This is a genomic window from Corynebacterium sp. 22-2729, from assembly GCF_053479475.1.
Genome location: NZ_JBRBCA010000006.1, coordinates 117318 through 135807, shown reverse-complemented (window position 1 = coordinate 135807; position 18490 = coordinate 117318). Strand labels below are relative to the sequence as shown.

At 57.7% G+C, this 18490-nt stretch carries 18 protein-coding genes and 1 pseudogene; 9 read left to right on the top strand and 10 right to left on the bottom strand.

The window, feature by feature from the left end; translation table 11 throughout:
* Positions 1 to 271 precede the first annotated feature (271 nt).
* On the top strand, positions 272 to 2608 hold the full coding sequence (locus ACUY2T_RS06160; protein WP_448307956.1) for an FAD-dependent oxidoreductase: 2337 nt from the start codon (positions 272 to 274) through the stop codon (positions 2606 to 2608).
* Positions 2609 to 2616: 8 nt separating this feature from the next.
* Here ACUY2T_RS06160 and ACUY2T_RS06155 read toward each other — a convergent pair whose 3' ends face one another.
* Entirely contained in the window at positions 2617 to 3285 is a 669-nt protein-coding gene (locus ACUY2T_RS06155) for a DNA-3-methyladenine glycosylase I (protein WP_293791685.1), read from the bottom strand.
* A gap of 487 nt (positions 3286 to 3772) precedes the next feature.
* Between ACUY2T_RS06155 and ACUY2T_RS06150 the strand changes: the two genes are divergently transcribed.
* Positions 3773 to 4102 carry a hypothetical protein gene (locus ACUY2T_RS06150; RefSeq protein ID WP_448307955.1) on the top strand — a complete coding sequence of 110 codons (330 nt, stop codon included), beginning with the start codon at positions 3773 to 3775 and terminating at the stop codon, positions 4100 to 4102.
* Between the two features lie 41 nt (positions 4103 to 4143).
* Here the strand turns inward: ACUY2T_RS06150 and ACUY2T_RS06145 are convergent, their stop codons facing one another.
* From ACUY2T_RS06145 to ACUY2T_RS06135, 3 genes are all read right to left on the bottom strand, one after another.
* Positions 4144 to 4461: a GlsB/YeaQ/YmgE family stress response membrane protein gene (locus ACUY2T_RS06145; protein WP_293791689.1), complete on the bottom strand. Its 318-nt coding sequence runs from the start codon at positions 4459 to 4461 to the stop codon at positions 4144 to 4146.
* Between the two features lie 204 nt (positions 4462 to 4665).
* Positions 4666 to 5049, bottom strand: a complete 384-nt coding sequence (locus ACUY2T_RS06140) for a DUF488 domain-containing protein (RefSeq protein WP_448307954.1) — start codon at positions 5047 to 5049, stop codon at positions 4666 to 4668.
* 108 nt (positions 5050 to 5157) lie between these two features.
* Positions 5158 to 6129, bottom strand: coding sequence for an NAD(P)H-dependent flavin oxidoreductase (locus ACUY2T_RS06135; RefSeq protein ID WP_448307953.1), 972 nt, complete (start codon positions 6127 to 6129; stop codon positions 5158 to 5160).
* Positions 6130 to 6250: 121 nt separating this feature from the next.
* On the opposite strand from ACUY2T_RS06135, the gene ACUY2T_RS06130 reads away from it, so the two are divergent.
* Positions 6251 to 6604: a hypothetical protein gene (locus ACUY2T_RS06130; RefSeq protein WP_448307952.1), complete on the top strand. Its 354-nt coding sequence runs from the start codon at positions 6251 to 6253 to the stop codon at positions 6602 to 6604.
* Between the two features lie 6 nt (positions 6605 to 6610).
* Here the strand turns inward: ACUY2T_RS06130 and ACUY2T_RS06125 are convergent, their stop codons facing one another.
* A complete protein-coding gene (locus ACUY2T_RS06125) occupies positions 6611 to 7120 on the bottom strand; it encodes an NAD(P)H-dependent oxidoreductase (protein ID WP_448307951.1) in 510 nt (169 codons plus the stop codon).
* 89 nt (positions 7121 to 7209) lie between these two features.
* Between ACUY2T_RS06125 and ACUY2T_RS06120 the strand changes: the two are divergent.
* Positions 7210 to 7621: pseudogene (locus ACUY2T_RS06120) on the top strand (gamma carbonic anhydrase family protein).
* 109 nt (positions 7622 to 7730) lie between these two features.
* Positions 7731 to 10130, top strand: coding sequence for an acyltransferase family protein (locus tag ACUY2T_RS06115; RefSeq protein WP_448307950.1), 2400 nt, complete (start codon positions 7731 to 7733; stop codon positions 10128 to 10130).
* A 16-nt stretch (positions 10131 to 10146) separates the two neighbouring features.
* Here ACUY2T_RS06115 and ACUY2T_RS06110 read toward each other — a convergent pair whose 3' ends face one another.
* A complete protein-coding gene (locus tag ACUY2T_RS06110) occupies positions 10147 to 10977 on the bottom strand; it encodes an NAD-dependent deacylase (protein ID WP_448307949.1) in 831 nt (276 codons plus the stop codon).
* A 78-nt stretch (positions 10978 to 11055) separates the two neighbouring features.
* Between ACUY2T_RS06110 and ACUY2T_RS06105 the strand changes: the two genes are divergently transcribed.
* Positions 11056 to 11826 carry an Eco47II family restriction endonuclease gene (locus tag ACUY2T_RS06105; protein ID WP_448307948.1) on the top strand — a complete coding sequence of 257 codons (771 nt, stop codon included), beginning with the start codon at positions 11056 to 11058 and terminating at the stop codon, positions 11824 to 11826.
* On the opposite strand, the gene dcm is transcribed toward ACUY2T_RS06105, so the two are convergent.
* Positions 11806 to 13053, bottom strand: a complete 1248-nt coding sequence (gene dcm, locus ACUY2T_RS06100; protein ID WP_448307947.1) for a DNA (cytosine-5-)-methyltransferase — start codon at positions 13051 to 13053, stop codon at positions 11806 to 11808. The genes ACUY2T_RS06105 and dcm overlap by 21 nt on opposite strands.
* Positions 13054 to 13330: 277 nt before the next feature.
* Between dcm and ACUY2T_RS06095 the strand changes: the two genes are divergently transcribed.
* Entirely contained in the window at positions 13331 to 13648 is a 318-nt protein-coding gene (locus ACUY2T_RS06095) for a YbjQ family protein (protein WP_448307946.1), read from the top strand.
* 27 nt (positions 13649 to 13675) lie between these two features.
* On the opposite strand, the gene ACUY2T_RS06090 is transcribed toward ACUY2T_RS06095, so the two are convergent.
* On the bottom strand, positions 13676 to 14452 hold the full coding sequence (locus ACUY2T_RS06090; RefSeq protein WP_448307945.1) for an SDR family oxidoreductase: 777 nt from the start codon (positions 14450 to 14452) through the stop codon (positions 13676 to 13678).
* Between the two features lie 146 nt (positions 14453 to 14598).
* Between ACUY2T_RS06090 and ACUY2T_RS06085 the strand changes: the two genes are divergently transcribed.
* The gene (locus ACUY2T_RS06085; protein ID WP_448307944.1) at positions 14599 to 15606 is read left to right on the top strand and encodes a hypothetical protein; all 1008 of its coding nucleotides are present in this window, start codon (positions 14599 to 14601) and stop codon (positions 15604 to 15606) included.
* A 156-nt stretch (positions 15607 to 15762) separates the two neighbouring features.
* Complete coding sequence (locus ACUY2T_RS06080) at positions 15763 to 16767, top strand: hypothetical protein (protein ID WP_448307943.1); 1005 nt, start codon at positions 15763 to 15765, stop codon at positions 16765 to 16767.
* A gap of 9 nt (positions 16768 to 16776) precedes the next feature.
* On the opposite strand, the gene ACUY2T_RS06075 is transcribed toward ACUY2T_RS06080, so the two are convergent.
* Entirely contained in the window at positions 16777 to 17202 is a 426-nt protein-coding gene (locus ACUY2T_RS06075; protein WP_293791706.1) for a hypothetical protein, read from the bottom strand.
* Between the two features lie 12 nt (positions 17203 to 17214).
* Positions 17215 to 18378, bottom strand: coding sequence for a cystathionine gamma-synthase (locus ACUY2T_RS06070; protein WP_448307942.1), 1164 nt, complete (start codon positions 18376 to 18378; stop codon positions 17215 to 17217).
* Between the last annotated feature and the right edge of the window lie 112 nt (positions 18379 to 18490).

Genomic DNA, 18490 nt, shown 5'->3' with positions numbered 1-18490 from the left:
ACGTGGGTCTCCGTCAGAAATCAGCTGTAGTTCCGATCACATCGTTTCGTCATGGGTTATCTAGAGTGCACCGTGCGGTGCGAGCAGACAAAATTAGGTTTGCCTAACTCTTTCTAGCCTCCCAGCACTTTGTGATCGAAACCACTCTGAACAGCGATGATTGAGTTACATTACTCACATTTTGATACATACTTTAGCCCGCATGGGCTGTATGGTCTTGGTTTCTCAAAAAGCCCCACAACTTTTTGCATTGTTAGAGATAATTGCCCCCATGACGAACCAGCCTTCCACGAACAACACTGCTGACACAGCTTCTGCCGACTCTTCTGTCCGTACCCTTCTGCCTCTTTCTACGGCTCCGGGGGCAACAAGCCTCACCGCCACCCCGGTCGAAGACCCGGCTACGGCGTATAAGGCCCTCCTCTCCCCTATCCAGGTCGGCAAGACAACCTTCCGCAACCGCGTCGTCATGGGCTCCATGCATACCGGACTGGAAGACTCCATCGAAGACGTCCCGAAGCTCGCCGCCTTCTACGCCGCCCGCGCCGAAGGCGGTGTCGCAGCAATGGTGACCGGCGGCTACCCGCCGGTCATGGAAGGCAATCTGACCCCCTATGGCACCCCGTTCAACACCCCGGACATTGCTGCTGCCCACCGCGAAATCACTGACGCCGTACACGCCGGTGGCGCGAAGATTCTGCTGCAGCTCCTACATGCAGGCCGATACGGTTATCACCCGATGACGCAGTCGGCCTCTGCTTCTCAGTCGCCGATCAGCCCCTTCCCCGCCCGGGAGATGACGGCAGAAGAGGTCGAGAAGCTTATTGACGCCTACGCCACCTCCGCCGCCCTCGCAGCCGACGCAGGCTATGACGGCGTGCAGGTTATGGGCTCCGAGGGCTACCTCATTAACCAATTCCTGGCAGAGCGTACGAATCAGCGCACTGACGAGTGGGGTGGTTCGGTGGAGAACCGCCAGCGCTTCCCCGTGGAAATCATCAAAGCCATCCGTGCGAAGGTGCCGGAGGACTTCGTTATCGATTACCGCATCTCCGTGTTGGAGCTGGTCGAGGGAGGCCAGAGCCAAGAGGAGATTCTGCAGCTGGCGAAGAAGATCGAAGAGGCCGGCGCGGATATGCTGAGTTCCGGCGTGGGCTGGCACGAGGCACAGATCCCTACGATCGTTACCTCCGTGCCGCGTGGTGCTTTCGCCTGGGCCACGCAGAAAGTGCGCGACCACGTGGACATCCCGGTTGTGGCTTCTAACCGCATTAATACTCCGGAAGTTGCCGAGGCCATTTTGGATGGCTCCTGGGACGGTGGCGATGGCCAGCCAGCTGGCGCCCCGCAGGCCGATTTGGTGTCAATGGCTCGTCCCCTGCTGGCAGATCCGGAGTTTGTTAACCGCGCCGCACGCGGGCTAAATACCGAGATCAACCACTGCATTGCCTGCAACCAGGCCTGCTTGGACCATACCTTCGGCAATCAGCGGGCAACCTGCCTGGTTAACCCACGAGCGGCCTACGAGACCGAACTGGAACTACTTCCTGCACAGGGCTCCAAGAAAGTCGGTGTTATCGGTGGCGGCGTGGCCGGCCTCTTTGCCGCGGAAGCGCTTGCACTGCGCGGGCACGATGTCACCGTCTTCGAGGCTGCGGACACTCTGGGTGGCCAGTTCAACCTAGCAATGCGCGTGCCCGGAAAGGAGGAGTTCGTTCAGGCTCTGTATGCAGTCGTCAACCGCCTTGAGGGCCTGAAGGTAAACATCTCCACGGGCAAGGCCGTCAGCCCTAAGGAACTGCAGGACGAAGGCTTTGAGGAGATAGTTGTAGCTACCGGCGTGCGTCCGCGTATCCCAGAATTCCCAGGCGTGGCCGAAGGCTTGGAGGGCAAGATCGACGGCGTGACCGTCGCAACCTACGCCGAGTTGATCTCCGGTGAGAGGACCCCCGGCGAGTACGTAGCCGTAATCGGCGCAGGCGGCATCGGTTACGACGTGGCGGAGTTCCTGCTAGAGGATCGCCAGGGCACCCCGCAGACGTTGAACTCCTGGAACAGCCAGTGGGGCGTGGTCGAGGCCTCGGATGTCCACGGCAACCTCTCCACCCCCAAGCCTGAACGCCCGCAACGCCGAGTTGTAATGCTGCAGCGAAAGCCGACCCGCATGGGCCGATCGCTGGGCAAGACCACCGGCTGGGTCCACCGTGCAACGGTTGCTCTGGGTGGAACGGAACAGATCGTGGGCGTAACCTACGAAAAGATTGATTCCGAGGGTCTGCACATCACCGTGCCAGTGGAGGATCCGCAGGTCACTCTAAAGAAGATCAAGCAGGTTAAATCTGGCACCTTCGAGGGTCGCACCCTGGATCGTGCGGAAAAGCAGGAACTTCTGGAGCAGATCGAACGCGAGACCAAGGAAAACCGCGAGCAGCGAGTGATCAACGTGGACACCGTCGTGCTCTGTACGGGACAGGAATCCATCCGTCCGGAGGGCGCCGAACAAGAAGGCGCTTCGAATGTTCACATCATCGGTGGTGCAGATGTTGCCGCGGAGCTTGACGCCAAGCGTGCCATCCGCCAAGCGGTGGAACTAGCGGCTCGCATTTAGCTGCCGGGCTAGCTTTCCGGCTCCATCACCCGGTCATCAACCATGCCAATCGCCTGCATCGTTGCATAGCACGTCGTGGGGCCCACATATTGGAAACCGCGACGCTTGAGCTCCTTTGCTAGCGCCTTAGACTCTGGCGATGTCGAGGGAATCTCGTCCAACGTCCGTGGCCGAGTGTGCTCGGCTGGGGTAAATGACCACATCAGTACCGGGAGGCCGGGAGCCAGCCTATTTGCTGCACCGCCCAGCACCTCCCGGGCCGGGGAATCTTCCGGTAGCACCTGATACTCTTCCGCATGCCGGAGCTCCATCGTCGCCCGAGCGTTTTCATATAGAGCCTCGTGCTTGCGGGCATTCCGGATTAAACGCTCGTCCTGCAGGGCGGCACGGCGTTGGGGCTCACTCATTTCAGCGATGCGCTGGGCGTCAAAAAGAAAGAACACAGAGCGAAAATCCCGGCGCTTGCGTAGGATCGTGGCCCAGGACAGTCCGGATTGAAAACCTTCGAGGGCGATACGCTCCAGCAGACCGTGTTCGGTGATGACCGGGCGACCCCACTCGTTGTCGTAGTAATCCATCTCAATCTCGCTGCGATACGCCCATGGTGGGCGCGCAACGCCGGATTCGTCCACAAGCTGACCAGTGCTGGTCGTCAGGAGCTGGCGTGTACCGTCCATTAAATTCCTTTCGGATCCCCTTCTCGAACAAGGCGATCATGGGGGTGGGAAGTATGTGGCAAGTGATTTGCTGTGCGCCTTGGAGCGCTGGTAAAAATTCAACGCTGACAGACATTCATCACTGTAATTCAATCTCGGAACAGGCTCTGTGCGAGTTGGCTTCCGCCCCTCCCACAGGGTGAGGTTATCCACATTTCCCCGGACTGTGAATAACCCTTATTTGGGGGTGGAACACGATATCCGTACCTGGCATTACACCCCCAGGAACGGGGATAGTTCCGGCAGGTTGAGAATGTGATACTAAACTTAAAGCAACCCAAAATTTTCGACTGCTACCCCTCCTCGCTTTTTAGGTACTTGTAGGACTCCACACAGTCCTGCATGTATCTCGCAGAGGTCACGCGCGGCTCACACCACAGAAGTAGAGCCTGGAACTCTGCCGCTTTAACGCCGCACGACCACATGGATACTAAAACCGGAGGAAACGATGGAACGCCATACCGACGCTGGTAACGCAGACCAGCAACGCGATACTGGCACGCTACGAGCTGTCTCTGTCCAGCGCGGCGGCTTCGTAGACGCATCGGGCGCACCCGCCGTGAAGATCAACAAAAAGGACGCCCGACCGTCCGTCGAGGCGCCCCTAAAGGAAGAAGCCAAAACCGGCCCCTTCCGTTCCTATTTTTTCATCGGCGCACTGATTTTTATTATCTGCGCGCTGATCATTCTGCTTCTTGTCCTATGGCTCGGCCACGGCCTAGAAAACGAAAGCGCACGCTTCAGTGAAGGTGCGCAATCAGTCGTACGTTTGTTCTAGCACCAGCCTGTCGCCGGTGCCGATTTTAATCCGGGAAGTTCCTACTTCCCTCGCTTGCCCGTAACAAGCCCCACGATGAAGATCAGGAGGCAAGCACCCAGCAGGCAGGTCAGGAAGCTCCAGATCATGCCACCACTGCCGATACCCAGCAGGCCGAGGACCCAACCGCCCAGGAAGCCACCGATAATACCGACGATGATGTTGAGGAAGAAGCCCATCTGCTCGTCGGTACCCATGATCTTGGAACCGATCCAGCCAGCCAGGCCACCGATAACGACCCACCCGACCATGCCCAGCGGCGGGACGGCAGAGCCTTCTGCAAGCAGGAAAGAATTTGCGGCGAGGATTTCAGTAGTCATACCCTGACTGTACCGACCCTCACAGTATTTTTCTACGGCTAATCGATATGCTGCGAAGACAACCCACAGGGCTCCCTAACGCAGCTACCGCCACAACGGTGCCCACTACATGGCTGTCCGCGACCTGGTCAATAGCTACGCACGACGTAACGCTTGTGGCTTCCCGCCAGCGCCTCTAGCGCGACCGGCTAGTTAGCCGGCGCCTTAGCTTTCCAGCTGGGGCGCCAGCCAATCTCGGAGCACAACCGCATGGTTGTGCTCTTTTTCTTTCGCGGCATACAGCAGCAGGAGCTCCGGAGCGCCTTCATCGGTCGCCCGCTTCTGGTAGTCGCGCACTTCGGCCAGGGCATCGTCCAGTTCCCCTGCGACTTTCCGTTCCTCCAGCTCCGCCACGTACTTCTCACGGAACTCGGCAAAGCTCAAGCCATTGTGGAACTCTCGGCGCAGGTCGCTGCTGGGCGTTAGTTCTTTCGGCCAGCCGGCCAAATCTAGGCTTTCTTTCTTGACGCCCCTAGGCCACAACCGGTCCACTAAATACAGACCTTGGCGCTGTCGGTCGCGCCAGTTGTACACGCGGTCGATGTCCATGCGGTTTCCTCCTTAGACTTTGAAGCTTTTGAAGTTTCGAGAGCTCTCCAGCTTGAGCACCAAGATTTTTCTGGGGGCTCCCCGAGGTTTAGCTTCGGGGCTTACGTTTTAGGAGAAACGTCCGAGGCAGTGCAGCGCTTCGTCGTACATACCCTGCACGACCTCACCGGCGGGCACCTCTGCCCGCAGCAGTTCCACACCCTGCCCCGCGTGCAGCTTCAACTCGCCTGCAAAGTCTCCGCCCTCGGCGCGGGCCGCGACCAGTTCCTCGTCGGTAACCTCCCCTGCTTCGGACAGCGGGCGATACACGTCCACGAATGCATTGCGCACGGTGCGGGTGGGCCACTGCTCCGTATCCCACTTTTGCTTTTCGGCGCGGTCGTAGATGTCGGTCAGCACGGTCCGGCTGGCCGTGGCCTTAATCGCAGCCTGCCGCAGTTCCGGCGCACCGGCAGCCTCTGGGGAAGCCAACAGTGCCGTACCGACCCACGCCGCATCCGCTCCCGCGACCAGCATGGATGCCACGCCTCGGCCCGTAGCAATGCCACCTGCAACCGCGATCGGCACACCCGGAGCGTTGACCTGCATGTACTCCAACACAATCTGGATCAGTGGCAGGGTGCCGATACGCCCGGTGTGACCGCCAGCATCCGTACCCTGCACACAAATAGCGTCGACTCCCGCCGCCAGTGCTTGGCGGAGCTGCGCCATAGTGTTGATCGGCGCGACGACGGAGATCCCGGCCTCGTGGGCCCGATCCACATAGGGCTTCGGATCACCGAAGCCCAGGCTCACTACTGTCGGCTTGGCCTCCAGCACTGCGTCGAACTGAGCGGGGTTATCTTCCAGCGCCCAGACCATCAGGCCAACTCCATAAGGCCCGGCTTCTGCGGCGATGCGTGCATTTTCCAGAATCCACTCGGGTTTAGTGCCCGCGCCTACGCCAAACATTCCCAGGCCACCAGCTCGGCTCACGGCCGCAGCCAGATTGCCGTCTGAGCGCCCCGCCATTGGAGCACCGATGATTGGCTTGTCGATTCCCCAGAGCTTGGTCAGTCGGGTATCGAGGCGTTCAATCATGAAATCTTCCTCCTCATGACGTTGGACTCATGGCCATGGATAATCTGTCCGCCACCACCCTAGTCGTCCTTCTGTGTTATTGCCGAAAACCTCACAGAGTCTCGCGCGTAAGGTGGAAAGCATGGCACAGAAGAACACGCTGAACAAACTTAAGCCCACTTCCACCCTGAAGCCCGCCAAGGAAGTCAACACCGCATCCGTCGTCATTACTGGCCTGGTCGGTGGCTGGCTGACAGCCCGCGAGACCGGCATCCGCCCCCTCGGTGGTGCAATTCTGGCCGCCGCCGGCGGTTACGCTGCCCGTTCGTGGAACGCAAAGGCCGGCGCGGGCGTAGCTGCAGGGCTGACTGCCGGATACATCGCCGCGTTTGGCCTCTCCCACCCACTCGCCAAGAAGATCGGTCCCTGGCCTGCGGTTCTCTCCGTCACCACCGCGGTTGCCGGTGCCGCTTGTGTTCTATCCGACCTGCGTTAAAGGCGCCTACATTTGTGACGCCACCGCCTGGCCCACCACAGCTTGAGCCATCGCCTCCAGCTCCGCCAGGTGGGGCTCAATTTCTCCAGTGAACTCGACGGGTTCGGCGACTGTGTCCCATTCCAATCCTGTGAGGATGGAGCGCATCGCCTTCTCCGCGCCTGTCGTGTCGTAGCCTCCGCGGATCCACCAGCTAGTCGGAGTGGCTTTCTTCTCTTCGAGCACGGGCACATACACCGTGTCGAAATAGTGTTTGAGCGCACCGGAGATATAGCCGAAGTTGGCGGTGGTTCCCAAGATGACAGCATCCGCCCCGCGCAGCTCCTCCACGTCCGGTTCTAGAGCTTGCCGCTCCACGATTTCCACGGCAGCACCGTCGAGCTCTGTATTCACCTCGTCGGCAGCGGCGCGCGCCGCCGAAAGTACCGTGTCTGCCAACTTCTGAGCTTTTTCAGTCGGGCTGTGATGGACGACGAGGATTGTTACTGACTTAGCGGTCACAGGGTTTTCGCTCATGACGCCAACGCTACAGATCCTGTGATTCCGCGTGGACTATTCAGGGAAAGGAGACGTGGGGGCGTCAATAAATAGTTAGGATGAGGAACATGAACGCAGCACCGCTTATCCTTCCGTTTCAGGGCAAGGCGCCAAGGATCCACCGCAGCGCAATGATCTCCCCTGGCGTGACCATCATTGGGGATGTGGAAATCGGGGCGGATTCCTCGGTGTTCTATGGCTGCGTTCTGCGCGGTGATGTCGGGGCGATCCGCATTGGCACGCGCACAAATGTGCAGGACAACTCGGTGATGCATGTGGAACGCGGGCGCAGTGGTGCTGGAAGGGCAAGAAATTCCCGCCGGATCCCTGGCAGCTGGCCTGCCTGCGAAGGTACGGCGCGAACTCTCCAAGCAAGAGCGAGAAGGGTTCATTGTCCACGCGGCACGCTACGTAGAAACGGCACGCAACCAGGCAAATCCGGCTGAAGCGCTATCTCTGGAAGACGTGTACTTCGACTAACACGCCACGCACCTATAACAAACTGTGAGGCTCTTAACGCCTTCCCTTTAGGCTCGCCGGGTGAGTCGTTTCGAATTTTATCCCACTGGTCAATAGACTTATTCGAGTTATGGAACAGGGAAAATCTTCGACGGACGATTCGACCGAACAGTCGAACTCCACAAAAATCAAGAAACCGACGGAGCCCCGCGGCTCGGAGAAAGCTGCTAAAGCGGGCACTTCCGGTAAATCCGGCGCACGTCTTTCCACGATGCGCTACGACATCGAGGGACTGCGTGGCCTAGCCATCGGCCTGGTCGTGATCTTCCACGTTTTTGTTGGCAAGGTCAGCTCTGGTGTGGACGTGTTCCTGTTGCTCGGCGGCATCTTCTTCTTCGGCAGCCAGCTGCGCAATGCACAGAACCCGAAGGGACTCACGTTCCTGCAGTCCCTGATTCGTATTATTCGACGCCTCTTCCCGCTGCTTGCGGTGGTTGTCGCCAGCGTGCTGGCGGCATCGCTGCTGCTGATGAACCGGCTTGTGCATGTGCAGATGGCAAAGGATGCAGTGGCTTCCCTGGGCTACTACATCAACTGGCAGCTTGCATATTCCGGCCGTGAGTACACCTCCGTACGCACCACAGTCAGTCCATTCCAACACCTGTGGTCCATGTCCGCACAGCTGCAGATCTACGTCGGATCTCTCCTGGTAGTGACTCTACTTGCCCTGATTTTCAGGAAGTACGCCCGCCAGGCACTGTTGGTGGTCTTAACTGCTGCCACTGTGCTTTCGTTCGCTTACGCGACGTACTTCCACATGGAAGACCAGACCATCAACTACTACTCCACACTGAGCCGTTTCTGGGAGATTGGCCTGGGTGGTCTGCTCGGCATGCTGTTGCTGCGCCGCGACGAGAACGGCAATCCTGTCCTGCGCCCCATGGGTCGCTGGACGCGCACCATCATGGGCATTGTGGGTCTGGCCATGATCATCAGCACCGGCCTGTTCCTGGACGGTGCTGACCAGTTCCCCGGCCCGTGGACACTCGTTCCGCTCATCGGCGCACTGCTGGTTGTACTGGCTGGCCACTCCGGCGAGCCGGTAGGTGTTACTCGACTGCTGCTGACTCGCCCATTCCAATTCTTGGGCCGTATCAGCTATGCACTGTATGTCTGGCACTGGCCGATCTTGGTGCTGTGCGTCTACTACTTCAACGTTCCCAAGGTCACGCCTGCCCTCGGCGCAGCGGTAATCGCAGGCAGCGTTGTTTTGGCCTGGATCTCCAACAAGCTAGTGGAGCGTCCGCTACGTCAGGGTAAGAAGCCCGAGCGCAGCTGGATTCTGTTTAGTCCCCGATACTGGGCTAAGTCCCTGTCCGCTTGGCCGAAGGCTGTTTACGCCGTTCTGATTCTGGTTATCGCTGGCGCTGTGGTGGCGTCGCCCCAGTATCTACAACACCGGGAAGATGTAAACAGCGAACAGCTGTGGGATCTAGCCAAGGACAAGGCAATCTACCCGGGTGCGGCAAGCTTCCTGGTGAATGCCCCAGTGCCGGAGAACATGCCGTTGGTTCCGCCGCTAGAGGACTTCCATTCCCTCCTGCCGCAGACTCAACCGGATGGGTGCCAGATCGGCTTCGATAGCGATGCGCTGATTCTGAAGAAGAACTACAACCGCTCCGATGAAGAGTGCGCCTATGGCGATATTCACTCCGATAAGACGATCTACGTCATCGGTGGTTCGCACTCCGAGCACTACATTCCGGCGCTGGACATCGTGGGCCGCAACCGGCACGTGAAGATGATCCCGCTGCTGAAGATGGGCTGCCCGGTAAACGCCAAGATCACGCGCGTCAATGGCGAAGAGTACCCCTCCTGCATCAGTTGGTCGGAGAAGGTCGTGGACTACATCAAGGAGAATCCGCCGACAGAGGGCATCTTCATGACCGGTACGCGCCCAACTTCGATCGGCGGCGCTGGCCCGGAGCAGGTGCCACAGGAGTACAAAGACCTAGTGCAGAGCTTCACGGACCAGGGCATCCACAGCTGGCTGATGCGCGATAACCCGTGGCAGACCACTGACAAGGGTGCACCTCGCGACATGCGCGCCTGCGTTGCCGAGATGATGGAAGGCAAGCAAGGCGAGGTTGCGGAGAATGAGGACTTCCCCGGCCTGGCCAACCCCGGCCGCCCGAACTTCGACGAGGTGCTGGCCATCAACGCCGAGTGCGGCCAGAGCGTCTGGGATTCCCTGCTGCCTGTGGATCCCTCCATCGAGGCGTACAAGGGTATGGACGTGACCCTCATGGATCTGACGGCCGCGATCTGCCGCGAGGATTGGTGCCCGTCCATCATCGGCAACATGGCGGTCTACCGCGATGCGCACCACTTCAACAACATCTTCGCCGAGACCCTCGCCCCGGAGATGGAAGCGCAGATGTTCGACCCGAACCACAAGATCCCCCCAATGAATGTTGGGCTCAAGCCCAAGCAGCCCCAGCCGCCGAACCCGCAGAACCAGCAGAACTAGCTGAGGATTAGCGGGGCTAGTCGCCGGATCCTCTAGCTTCTTCGGCTGCCTGCGCCAGCAATGGTGCCCCATTCGCCGCGGTAGTGCGCAGCGACCACGTACACATATCCGTCAGGTCGGTGCGCGCAGGAGAGATCTCCACTATTGGGGTGCCACGCTGAGCTGCGATACTGGGGAGCCCCGCAGCCGGCCAGACCACTCCGGACGTTCCGATAATCACCACCAAATCCGCCATCCGCATGGCCTCTTCCGCGGCTTCCCATTCCCGGTGCGGTAGTGGCTCGCCGAACCACACCACGCCTGGGCGCACCGGATTTCCGCACAGCGTGCACGTCGGGGGTGTTGCGCGCTCAATCTGTTCTGTGGGCAGCTCCGGCATCCGCGCGGGCTTGCTACAAATGCTGCAGCGATAGCGAAACAGGCTCCCATGTAAGTGCGCCACATTCTTACTGCCGCCACGCTCGTGCAGGTCATCGATGTTCTGGGTGGTTACGTGTACGGTGACGCCCCCTCGTTCCGCCCACTGACCTATCGCTCGGTGCCCCGCATTTGCGTCGGCGCGGCGGCAAAGCACCGCCCGCCAGAGGTACCAGGCAAGCATGGGCTCGGGATCTTTTGCCCAGGCATCCAAACTGGCCATTGCCTGTGGGTCAACATGTGACCAAATGCCGGTCTGCGCATCGCGGAAGGTATCCAGCCCAGAGTCGGCGGACATGCCCGCACCGGTGAATACTTCTACATATTTCGCTGCGCGGACTACCGCAACGAGGTCTTCCGGGAGATCCTCTTTTTGCAATGGATGGACCCTCCCGGCGGTGGATTCTGGGCTGGTAATCACTGTGACCATGCCCCCAGGCTAGCGGGATAATGGGCTCTCATGATCAAACTAGAACGACTAAACTAAGAGAGAGGATCGGAGGTAGTTGTGACAGATTCCGCTAGCTGGACTATTGATTGGATTTCAGAAGAGCAGGTAGAAACCATTGCCCGTAAGAGTTTCGCGGGCATAATTAAGCGTGTGAAGGCAAAACAAAAGAAAAACCTTCAGACAGACCCTACCCTCGTTATCGCGCTGAGCTCCTTCCTAGATCTACCTTACAAAGACGTCATTCGCATTGCCGACGATGTCTCCGTTGTGAAAACTCTGCAGAACGCGATTGGTAATTTCCATCAAGCCATTCTTGGTGAAGTCGCTGGATGGACAGATTCCGGCGCCAATGGCGGAGTTTTTGACATTTACTCAAATGACAAGGTCACTCTTGCCGGCGACCGCAATGTTGTAGCGGAAGTGAAAATGCGTTACAACACCATCAAAGCATCTGATGAGGCAAAAACATGGGACAAACTAAAAGACGCGGTTAACTCGCGTGGCGGTAGTTCTCAGTGCGTTGCCTACCTAATCCAAATCGTTCCAAAGACCCAAGAAGCATACGATCGTCCATGGAAGGTGTCCGGACGAAGTCCCCTTCCCTATGTCCGATGCATGGATGGCACTACCGCTTACCATCTTGTTACCGGTGAACCAGATGCTCTCAATCAGCTACTTCATGCGTTACCAAAAGTATTTGGAAAAATTATGGATGAATCCAAGGAAAGCGGTATCGATAAAACGAATCTCATTACGAATGTTTATATCGACCAGTCTATTAAGCAGAGCCTTCCAGCTCGTTCCGCTCTAATTGGTGACGGTCGTTAAAACTTTTCCTACAGGCTGCACTTCTTCATACCCTTCGGGAATTCGGCCATCGAGCATTGCTTGAATTCCTACGCCAACATGATAAGCCAAATTTACCGGTACAGCGTTCCCGATTTGCTTATACTGTTGCGAAACGCTTCCTTGGAAATCCCACTCGTCAGGAAATGACTGGATGCGGGCATACTCACGGACATTCAGAGGTCGAGTTTCTGTCGGGTGGCACCGCTCTGTCTGCTTTTGAGCTGGATTACAGGTCAGTGTCAGAGAAGGCTCATCCCAGGAAAGTCTGCGCGCCATCCCGGTCTTACCGCCTCCCAAAAAGTAACTAGCCTTCATATAAGACCGCTGGACAGCATCAGGAAGATCACGCCAGTTCCCGCCTTCCGGAACTCGTGCCATGACCTCATATTTCCAGTCGTTGTATTCCATCCCAGGCCCTGCTGGCACATCAAAGATTACTTCCCGAAGGGAAAGCGTGTAGTTCTTTTCTTTCGGGAAAAGTATCGGCATATCGAGATCGCCACGTACCGCAAGCAAAATGAGCCGTTCGCGCTTTTGCGCAACATCTAGGTACTGGGCACGCAACAATTTGTATGCCACCTTGTAGCCCAAGTTTTGCAGGATCCCGATCATTGTTTCCAAGGTTCGCCCATTGTCGTGTCGGAGAAGTCCTCGAACATTCTCACCCATAGCTACCTTAGGTCGTGTTTCATCCACAACCCGCGCAAACTCATGGAAAAGCGTGCCGCGTGTGTCAGCAAACCCTTTCTTGTTTCCTGCATAACTGAATGCCTGGCAAGGGAAACCTCCCTCTACGAGGTCGAGATCAGGAAACTCATCTGCAAAAGTGAGCTCGTGAACATCCCCCTCGACGACATTCCAATTCGGTCGATTAACCCGCAAGGTGCTCGCCGCCCACTTATCAATTTCGTTTACCAGGACGTGCTCAAAACCGGCGTTCTCTAGCCCTAACGCCGTACCGCCAGCACCAGCGAAAAGGTCAATCGCAGTTCGACCAGTAGGGCTATTCCTAAAGACCTGAAAACCCCGACCAGTAGATTCCCCACTTAGTTTCTTAGCCAGTAGCTCGATCTCATCGAAGTCGAACTCTCGTTGTCCGCGGGCATTCCGATAAGCCTTCACTAGGCCTTTTTTCTCCCAGCGTCGAATGGTGTCCACCGACACATCCAACTTGGCTGCAGCTTCCGAAATCTGGATCAAGCTCATTCTCTGTCTGCCCATCCTCACCTATGCAATGGTTACCATAACCCTAGTCAAACAACATTCCTTCGAGCAAATGTCGACGTCAGAAAATTCCCTATCACCTATCGACCAATCGCGCCCTGAGTCGCTACTTCACAAAACACCCCACCACCAAGTGACGTTTTTGAGGGCGTAACGCCACCACAGTCCTCTATAGTCGGTGGCATAGGCGCGCCCGCGGAAATGTGGGCGTCACGAGGACAGAGCCACTAAGAGAGAATCGCAGAAAGGTCAACACACCATGATCGTCACCACCACTAACTCCGTCGAGGGGCACCGCATCGCCCAGTACCTGCGCATCGTCTCGGGCGAGACCGTTGCCGGCATCAACATGTTCAAGGACATCGGCGCGGGCTTCCGCAACCTCACCGGTGGCCGTTCCTCCAGCTACGAGGGCGAGATCCTGCAGGCTCGCGAGACCGCGTTGAAGGAAATGGTGGATCGCGCCCTGGAGATGGGCGCGCACGGCATCGTCGGTGTAGATGTGGACTACGAAACCCTGGGTCAGGGTGGCATGGTGATGGTCAGCGCAACCGGCACTGCCGTCACTTTTCAGTAAGGACGTTTAACCCGGTGCGAGCCGGGCTTACACCTGGTCGAGCGGGCGGATCATAATTGATTCGACGTCCATGTGGCGGGGACGATCCGCAATCCAACGAATAGCCTCGCCGATGTCTTCGGCCTGCAAGTTTAGTTTGTCGGCGTATACCTCTTCAGCTCGCTCGGCGTCTCCCTTAAAGCGATTCAGGCTGAAGTCCGTGGCAACCCGCCCCGGATCGACTTGGCACACACGCACACCCGTTTCGGCGAACTCCATGCGCATTACGTCGGTCAGCGCAGTTTGTCCGAACTTGGCGGCATTGTAGCCCGCACCACCGCGATATGCGCCGCGACCTGCAACGGAAACAACATTAACCACCTGCGGTGCCTCCGTGACTTTCAACTGATCGAAAAGCGCACGGGTTACCTCCAACGTGCCCATCACATTCGCCTCAAACATCCAGCGCCAATCCGCCGGGTCAGCTTCGAGAACCGGATCTAGTCCGCGAGCGCCACCCGCGTTGTTGACCAGCAGATCCAGCTTGGAGCCCGTCAGCTCAGCCAGGGCGGCGGTGAAATTATCTATTGACGCCTTATCCGTCACATCGAGTGCAAGGGCCGTTGCCTTGCCGCCCTCCTGAGCGATGTCTTGCGCAACTTCCTCGAGCTTTTCTAGGCGACGAGCCGCCAGAATGACGTACCAACCATCTGCAGCTAAAAGCTTCGCAGTAGCTTCGCCGATTCCTGCGCTGGCTCCGGTCACGACAGCGATGCGAGTGTGAGACGGTGGGGTGATCGTGGATGCTGCATTGTTAGTGGTCATAGGCTCCAATGTAGCTGCTAGAAAAGTCCGGGAAAGCGTTATTCCATAACGGGTGTTAGGGATTCATCCAACGCAATGCGGGTTTCTAACCTATGCATTAACCTCTTGGGTAATAAGTAGCGTTTAATTAACCCTAAGGATCTGCCATGTCTAACAATTACAATGGCGGGGGCTTCCCGGAACCCGGCAACAACCCCCAGAACAACCCTGACCAAAACTCGAACCAGAACCCATTTGGTCAGCAGCCTCAGGGTGGACAGCAGTACCCGGGAGCACAGAACCAAGGCCAACAGCCGTATGGTCAGCAAGGCTACGGCCAGCAGGGTTATGGGCAACAGGGTCAGCCGGGCCAACAGTCATATGGTCAGCCAAACTATGGCCAACAGGGTCAGCCAGGTCAGCAGGCTCACAATCCCTTCAACTCTCAGCCCTATGGCGCTTATGGCCAGCCAAATAACTCCGGTGGAAACGGCGGCAATGGGAACAGCGGCAAGATCATCGGCATCATCGTCGCCGCACTTCTCGTCATCGGTCTCGTCATTGGTGGCTATTTCTTACTGAATAAGGACGATGGTGGCGATGACTCGAACACCGCGAAGTCCGAATCCTCCAGTTCGTCAGAAGACACCGGCGAGGAGACGTCCTCCAGCTCTTCCGAGTCCAGCAGTGAGTCGTCTTCCTCTGAGTCTTCTGAGTCCTCGACGTCTTCCACAAAAGAACCGGCAAAGCGTGGTGATATCGGCGGGCCGGATGATTCGATGCTGAAGAAGTACGCCGATGCGATGCCCGCGAAGATGAAGGACATGGTTCAAGACTGCAAATCCGGAAGCTTTGAGCTTGCACGAGAGAACAACCGCAAGGTCGACGGAATGCGGTGCAACGGCGTTTGGTACACCGCTTGGGAATTCAAGCTCGTCGACTTCGTCAACGATCCCAAGTTCGCAAAGAATGAGATCGACTACCTGAAGAACCACGATGCGCAAATCTGGTCCGATGACCCGAATAACTTCGCGGGATACTTGGAAAGCGATATCTCGCCGATTGTCTTCGTCATCAACAAGGACAAGGGAATCGTCATGGAGACCAAGATGCCCCTGAAGAAGAAGGACGATTTGGAAAAGGTCCTGACGGAACTGGGCTACAAGAAGAACTAACGCTTCCGCGTACCCCCGTTGTTTACCCCTATCTCTCTGATGTTCGCCAGCGCGGAACATCGCACGCAGCCAAACGCATTCGACTACTGAACGCGCTGAAAAAGGCGCGACCACAAGGTTGATACGTTTCTATGAGGTCTAAAGGATTTAACCCACATGACGAACAATAACCCTTTCGGTAACACCCCCAATCCGGGTGAGAACAATGGCGACTTTAACCCCTTCGGCAACGGTTCCAACGCGTCGAATGAGACGACCCAGTGGAACCAAAACCAAGCACAGCCACAGAGCCAACAGCCAGGCCAACCCGGTAGCTATGGACAGCCCGTTTCTCAGAACGGTTACGGCTCACAAGGCACCCCGGGTAACCAAGGCAACCAAGCTGCGCCCGGCTTTTCCGGCCAGCCGGGGCAGAATCCTTTTGCCGGTAGTCAGCCCACCGCCTATGGCCAGACCCCGAGTGGCGGCGGAGGCGGCGGAAAGGTCGTTGGCATCATCGCTGCGCTCGTCCTTGTCATCGGCCTAGCAGTAGGTGGCTACTTCTTCGTGACCAAGGATGACGGTTCTAGCGATGAAAACACCAGCGCACAGGAATCCGAGACCACAACCGCTGAGGAAGATCCGGGTTCGGAGACAAGTTCTGAGGAAAACGGCGCCGAGGAGACCAGCAGTTCTTCCAGTAGCTCGTCAAGCAGCTCCAGTGCCGCTACGTCGACTGTGGCACAACGCGGCGACATTGGTGGCCCGGACGATTCTCTCACCGAGCCGTACAAGGGCGCAATGCCTTCAAAGATCAACGACCTGATCAACAAGTGCGAGACTGGCACTTTCAACCTGCGCTACGACTACAGCTCCAAGTCCAACCGCGACGTTAAGGGCGCTAAGTGTAAGGGCGTAAAGGACAGCCCTTGGGCTTACTGGTCCGTGGACTTCGTTGATGACTCGGAGTACGCCAATCAGCAGGCAAAGGACCTCAAAGACCACGATGCGACAATTATCAACGATGACCCGAACGCATTCGCGGGTTACATCGAAGAAACCGCCAAGATTTATGTCTTTGTCATCAATAAGGACAAGCACATCACGATGGAATCTGAACTCTTCGGTGGCGACACCGAAGAAGCTGAGCAGCTGATGGAGCAGCTGGGCTACAAGAAGTAGAAAGACTTCTTAGAGTGGCTTGATCCAGCCCTGTTGCACGGCGTACTGGTAGCCGCCAACCGCTGCAGCACCCAGCGCAACTGCCCCGACGATGCCGCCGACCCAGGCTAGGATGCCTGCGATCGGCGGCGCTTCTTTGCCCAGAGAACCTGCCGGGTCAGTGCTACCCAGGGGGAAGGTCTTCAGCAGCCATTCTGCGCCCGGGTTCGCCGACTCCACACTGCTGGCCAACGAACCTTCGTTGGTTGCCTGCGGATTTGTGGGGTTGTGATCCGGGTCGACCGGCTGAGTAATCGGGGCGGTGCTGGAACCCCTGCCCTCCGACGGTGCGATCGCTTGCGCCGGGGCAGCGCCGGCGACGCTGACCGCGCCGAGGGTGATGGTGCTTGCGGTGACTAGTGCGGTTAGGGACTTGGAAGAAGAAAAGATCCTCATAAGTCCAATAGTTTAGAGCTGCTCCAGAGCCTGTGCGATATCTGCGAGCAGATCCTCCAGATCTTCAATACCGATGGAGATGCGAACCAGGTCGCGGGGAACCTCCAGCTGCGACCCTGCCACCGATTGGTGAGTCATAGTCGCCGGGTGTTCCAGCAGAGATTCCACTCCGCCCAGCGACTCAGCCAGGCAGATCAACTTGGTGGACTGGCAGAACTTCAACGCTGCCTCCTCCGAGTGGAAACGAACGGAGATCATTCCGCCGAATCCCTTACCCGTGGACTGGCGCTTGGCCACCTCATGGCCCGGATGCTGTGGCAGGCCAGGGTACAAAACGGTCGCTATCTCCGCGCGTTCGTCGAGGTACTCCGCAATGGCCTGTGCATTCGAACAGTGACGATCCATGCGAACACCCAAGGTTTTCAAACCACGGGCATTGAGATAAGCGTCGAAAGGCGAGGCGATGGGGCCGGCTCCACCGAGCAGGAACTCCAGATCTTCATCCAGTTTCGCGTCATTGCTTACAATCGCGCCACCCACCACATCGGAGTGCCCGCCAATGTACTTTGTGGTCGAGTGCAGCACCACGTCCGCCCCCAGGTCTAGAGGTCGCTGCAGGTAGGGGCTAAAGAAGGTGTTATCCACGATCAGCTTCGGGCGTGTGGGGGCGTCGCCATCATATTCATCGGCGAGAACATCGGCGATGGCGGTGATGTCGGACACAGCGAGCAGCGGGTTCGTCGGAGTCTCCAACCACACCAGCTTTGTCTGCGGGGTCAGCGCGGCGCGCACTGCCTCTGCGTCGGTGGTGTCCACTACGGTGAAGTCCACGTTCCAGTCCTTGAAAGCGGTCGCAATCAGGCGGTATGTGCCACCGTAGGCGTCGTGTCCCATAATCAAGTGATCGCCGGGGCGTAGCAAAACCCGCAAAAGGTGATCAGTTGCGGCCATGCCAGAGGCATACACCCGGCCGAACTCCCCGCCCTCAAGGGCTGCGATGGTACGGGCAAGCGAGTCCACGGTTGGATTAGCTACTCGTCCGTACTCGTATCCGCCGCGCAGGTTATTCGGCGCGTTCTGGGCGAAGGTGGTGGATGCGTAGATCGGGATATTGATGGAGCCCATGAACTCGTCGGGCTCGTACCCTGCATGGATGGCATCTGTGTTGTGGGCCATGGAAACTCCTCTTCGAACTATCGCTTGTCAGTGCTTAGGTGGCGCTGCGTCTGACGATTCAGCGCGCAATGTTTCAACAAGTATAGACCAAGCAGTCTAGTTAGCGGCAATA